Annotated in this window: 5 protein-coding genes; 1 reads left to right on the top strand and 4 read right to left on the bottom strand. The window is 70.0% G+C overall.

Annotated elements, in window-relative coordinates; translation table 11 throughout:
* Positions 1-458: 458 nt before the first annotated feature.
* The 3 genes from B4E30_RS11415 to B4E30_RS11405 form a co-directional block, all read right to left on the bottom strand.
* Positions 459-1,190 carry a hypothetical protein gene (locus B4E30_RS11415; RefSeq protein ID WP_286795384.1) on the bottom strand — a complete coding sequence of 244 codons (732 nt, stop codon included), beginning with the start codon at positions 1,188-1,190 and terminating at the stop codon, positions 459-461.
* 77 nt (positions 1,191-1,267) lie between these two features.
* On the bottom strand, positions 1,268-2,776 hold the full coding sequence (cls, locus tag B4E30_RS11410; RefSeq protein ID WP_414683212.1) for a cardiolipin synthase: 1,509 nt from the start codon (positions 2,774-2,776) through the stop codon (positions 1,268-1,270).
* A 44-nt stretch (positions 2,777-2,820) separates the two neighbouring features.
* Positions 2,821-3,015, bottom strand: coding sequence for a hypothetical protein (locus tag B4E30_RS11405; RefSeq protein WP_071045123.1), 195 nt, complete (start codon positions 3,013-3,015; stop codon positions 2,821-2,823).
* 138 nt (positions 3,016-3,153) lie between these two features.
* Here B4E30_RS11405 and B4E30_RS11400 point away from each other — a divergent pair, with 138 nt between their 5' ends.
* On the top strand, positions 3,154-4,305 hold the full coding sequence (locus tag B4E30_RS11400) for a DUF4192 family protein (RefSeq protein WP_286795382.1): 1,152 nt from the start codon (positions 3,154-3,156) through the stop codon (positions 4,303-4,305).
* Here B4E30_RS11400 and B4E30_RS16610 read toward each other — a convergent pair.
* On the bottom strand, positions 4,298-4,417 hold a 120-nt coding region (locus B4E30_RS16610), incomplete at its 5' end, for an amino acid--tRNA ligase-related protein (RefSeq protein ID WP_414683213.1). The two genes, B4E30_RS11400 and B4E30_RS16610, sit on opposite strands and share 8 nt — an antisense overlap.

Raw genomic sequence — 4,417 nt, 5'->3', positions numbered from 1 at the left:
GGGAAGCGGCGAGCGGTGCATGCCGCGAGCGTGGCACGTCGCGTCGCGGTCGGCGTCAGCATCCGCCCGAGCTGTGGAGACGGCATCCAGATCCCGTCCTGTGAACGAATGGTGGTCGGCGCCGATTCGGCCGCTCGCCGCCCCCGGCCGGCCGGCCCGCTCCGCTCCGTCTGCTCGGCAACTCCGCTCGCCCGCCCGCGCGCCCGCTCCGCTCGCCACGCTCAGCAGGCTTCACCGCTCCGCAGTCACTTCCTGCCGGCGCCAATCCCGAAGACCCGCAGGTCCTGACTGCGGAGCAGGGGGCTCCACTGCTCAGCAGTCACAAAGTGCGGGTGTGACCGCGAACAATCCGCAGATTGTGACTGCGGAGCGGGCACGGGGGCACGGTCGGGCCGGGGCGAGGCGGATGCGGGCCCTACGCCGGGGCGACCGCCGCCGGGCGACGGCCGCGGCCGGGATCAGCGGGAGCCGGCGATGGGGATGCGCACCGCGTCGTACTCGTCGCCGGCGAGCACCGCCTCGACGCGCTCGTCGGCGTCGTCATCCAGACCCTCCACGGCGATCACCGACACCCGCGGACCGAAGTCGGCCGTGCAGACCTGGTCGTCCGGGAGCGGATCGATCGTGACGGTCACCTCGGTGGGCGTCGTCGCGACGGCTCCCGAGATGAGCGGCGGGCAGGTGGATGAACCCCACGTCAGCAGCAGGAAGATCTCCGCGGTGGCCCAGCCGGCGCTGGGAGCAGCCTCGTCGAGCCCGCCGCCCTTGCCGTCGAGCGTGGCATCGCCGGCGATATCGGTCTGCCCGCGGTACGAACCGGTGACGACCACCTCGAGGTCATCGGCCGGGTCGAGCCCCTCCGGGAGCGACACGTAGGTGGCGCGCGCCACGAGGTCCCGCGTGCAGACGACCCCGTCGGGATCGGTGAGCTCGACCGTCACCACCCCGTCGTCGTACGACGGGTCGCCCGCCGTGGGAAGGCACGTGGAGCTGCCGTAGGTGAGGATGCCGACGGCGCTGCCGTCGTCGAGCCACGCGGCGTCGATCTCGGCGTCGAGGCTCTCCGCACCCTCGGTCGAGGGCACGGGCACCGGGGTGACCGCCGGTGCCGCTGCGCCGGCGCACCCGGCGATGAGGACCGAGGAGACGGTCAGCGCGAGGGCGGCGACGACGAGGCGAGCACGGAGCATGAGGTCATCATGCTCCGTGTCCCCGAACGATCGCGACACGTCTGGTCACAGCGGAATAACGAAATCAGCGCGTCGCGTCACTGCAGCGCCGAGGTGAGGCGCGCGAGGTTGTCCAGGACGGTGGAGCGCAGCGGCTGCTTCTCCCACTCGTCGCGGGTGAGCTCGCGGCTGAGCGAACGGTACTCGGCCTCGACCTCGCGCATCTCGGTGATGAACTCCTCACCGCGCACCAGCATCGAGATCTCCATGTTCAGACCGAACGAACGCATGTCCATGTTGCTCGACCCGATCACGGCGACCTCGTCGTCGACGGTCATCGACTTCGAGTGCAGGATGAACGGCTTGCGATACATCCAGATCTTCACCCCCGCCTTCAGCAGCACCTCGTAGTAGCTGCGCTGCGCGTGGTAGACCATCGCCTGGTCGCCTTCCTCGGAGACGAACAGCTGCACCTCGACGCCGCGGTGGCACGCACTCGTGATGGCCAGGAGCATCGCCTCGTCGGGAACGAAGTAGGGGCTCACGATGATGAGCTTGCGCTGGGCGGCGTACATGAGGGCGGCGAACAGGCGCAGGTTGTTCTCGAAACGGAAGCCGGGTCCGGAGGGCACGATCTGGCAGTCGAGATCACCGGGACCGGCCTTCAGCTCGTCGAGGTCGGTCTCGGTGTAGAGCACCTCCTGCGTCTCGGCGTACCAGTCGCTGAGGAACACCGCGTTGATCGACGCGACGACGGGACCTTCCAGGCGCACCATCAGGTCGACCCAGTGCAGGCCGCGTCGGATGTTCTTCTTCAGGTTGTAGGTCGAATCGGTCACGTTCTGCGAGCCCATGAACGCCACGAGGCCGTCGACGACCAGGAGCTTGCGGTGGTTCCGCAGATCGGGTCGCTGATACTTGCCCTTCAGCGGCTGGACCGGGAGCATCAGCTGCCAGTCGGCGCCCATGTCGCGCAGACGCTTCAGCGTCTGCTTGTAGAACGGCTTGCCGCGGTTGGCCCAGTGGTCCAGGAGCACGCGCACGGTGATGCCGCGCTCGCACGCCTCTTCGAGGGCGCGGAACAGGTTGTCCGTCGCGTCGTCGGACTGCAGGATGTAGAACTCGACGTGCACGTAGCGTTGCGCCCTGCGCACGGCGTCGGCCATCGCATCCAGGCTGGCCTGATAGTCCGAGATCAGGTGCGCGTCATTGTCCCCCGACAGCGGCATCGCCCCGAGGTTGCGGTTGAGGGTGACCAGCGAGGTGAACCAGTCCGGCGCGTTCGGACGCAGACTCCCGAAATCGAGCGCCTCGCTGGATTCCCGGATGTACGCGTTGATGTCGTCCTGCATCTTGCGTCGCTTGCGGGGGAGGCGGGGATTGCCGATCACGAGGAAGAGCAGCACCCCGACGAACGGGATGAAGTAGATCGCCAGCAACCAGGCGAGGGCCGAGGTCGGACGCCGATTGCGCGGAATGACGATGATGGCGGTGATGCGGATGATGAGGTCGACGACGAAGATCGTCACGACCCACCAGCTGGGCGGGGTGAACACGAAGGTGACGGCATCCTCGGCCACGGTGGTGTCCCCCTGACTGGCCCGCATCGCGATCGACGGGCGCGTTGCGTCCAGGCTATCGGGACGCGGTGTCAGTTCCCGGACGCGGGAGCCTCGGGTGCCGGCGGCAGCCCGCGACGGGCACGCTCCTTCGCCTCGAGTCGCGCGTAGGCGCGGCGCTCGTTGCGGTCGGCGCGGATCATGCTGCGGATGACCCAGAAGAACAGGAGGCTGACGACGAGGGTGGGCAGGATCGCCCATGCGGCCGCGAGCCAGAAGTCATCCACCCCTCCAGGATACGCGCCCTGTCGCCGGCTTCGCTGGGAGACGGCGACCTCCCCCCGACGAGCCTGTGGACAACGTCGAGTTCCCCCATCGCGCCGATCTCGTCCCCACGGCCGCGATCGCGCGATGACGGTGGATCCATGACCTCGATCGTGAAGGCCGCCAACGCGGCGCAGTTCCTCGCCCTCGTCCCTCGGCTGGCCGGATATCAGCCCACCGAGAGCCTCGTCCTCGTGCCGTTCGTGGGCACCCGCACCACCGGCGTCATGCGCGTGGACCTCCCCGTCGGCTCGGATGCCGACGAGGTCGACCGCTGCGCGGCGACGTTCCTCGGCATGATCTGCCGCCTGCCCGAGGTCGACGGGTTCGCCGCGATCGTCTACACCGCCGCGAGCTATCGCGACGGGATGCCGCACCGCGCGCTGCTCGAGGCGCTCGCCGTGCGGGCCGACGCGGCCGGGCTCCGGGTGAGCGACGCCCTGTGCGTCGCCGCGGACGGATGGGGCTCCACGCTGGACCCGGAGTCCCCCGACGCCGGCTGGGATCTGGATGAGATCGAGCGGGGCGCGGAGGCGATGCCCGAGCTTCCCGCGCCGACCGGAGATCAGGCATCCGGCGCGACGCTCCCCGCACCCGATCTCGCCACCAAGGAGCGTGTCGCGCGCGCTCTGACGCAGTTGGACGCGGCGATCCGGGCCGTTCTCGGCACCCCGACGAAGGAGCGCATCGATCCGCAGGCGGTGGCCGCCATCGACGCGCTCGACGACGTCCCCTCCCTGTTCGAGGAGGTCGTCGAGACGGAGGCCGGCACCGCCGCCGAGTTCGACCTCGCGCTGCTGACGTGGTGCCTGTCGCGCCCGGCGCTGCGCGACGTGGCCCTCGTGCAGTGGTGCGGAACGCTCCTCGACGGTGACGACGCGCTCGATGCGCAGGCGCGGTGGGAGAACGGCGAGGCGTATCCGCCCGACATCGCCCGGCGCATGTGGGGAGAAGGCCCGATGCCCGATGTCGAACGTCTGAACCGCGCGCTGGATGCGGCGCGCGCGGCAGCCGCGGCGGCTCCGCGAGCGCGCCGCGCCGGGGCCCTCGCGACCTGCGCGTGGCTGTCGTGGGCGTTGGGGCGCTCCACGCACGCGGCGGCCTTCGCCGAGATGGCGTTCGCGATCGAACCGGACCACGGCCTGGCGGGCATCGTCCTGACGATGGTGAACGCCGGACACCTTCCGGAGTGGGCGTTCCACCGGCCGCGTCCGGGCGAGCCGGCGGGAGACCGGGGCCCGGACCCTACTTGACCAGCGGGAAGAGGATGGTCTCGCGGATGCCGAGGCCGGTGATGGCCATGAGGAGCCGATCGATCCCCATGCCCATACCGCCCGACGGCGGCATCCCGTGCTCGAGGGCCCG

Origin of the sequence: Microbacterium sp. UBA3394 (assembly GCF_002358725.1) — a bacterium.
Classification (GTDB): domain Bacteria; phylum Actinomycetota; class Actinomycetes; order Actinomycetales; family Microbacteriaceae; genus Microbacterium; species Microbacterium luteum.
Note: the sequence above shows the minus strand (reverse complement) of the source record. Positions and strands in the feature narration are given on the sequence as shown.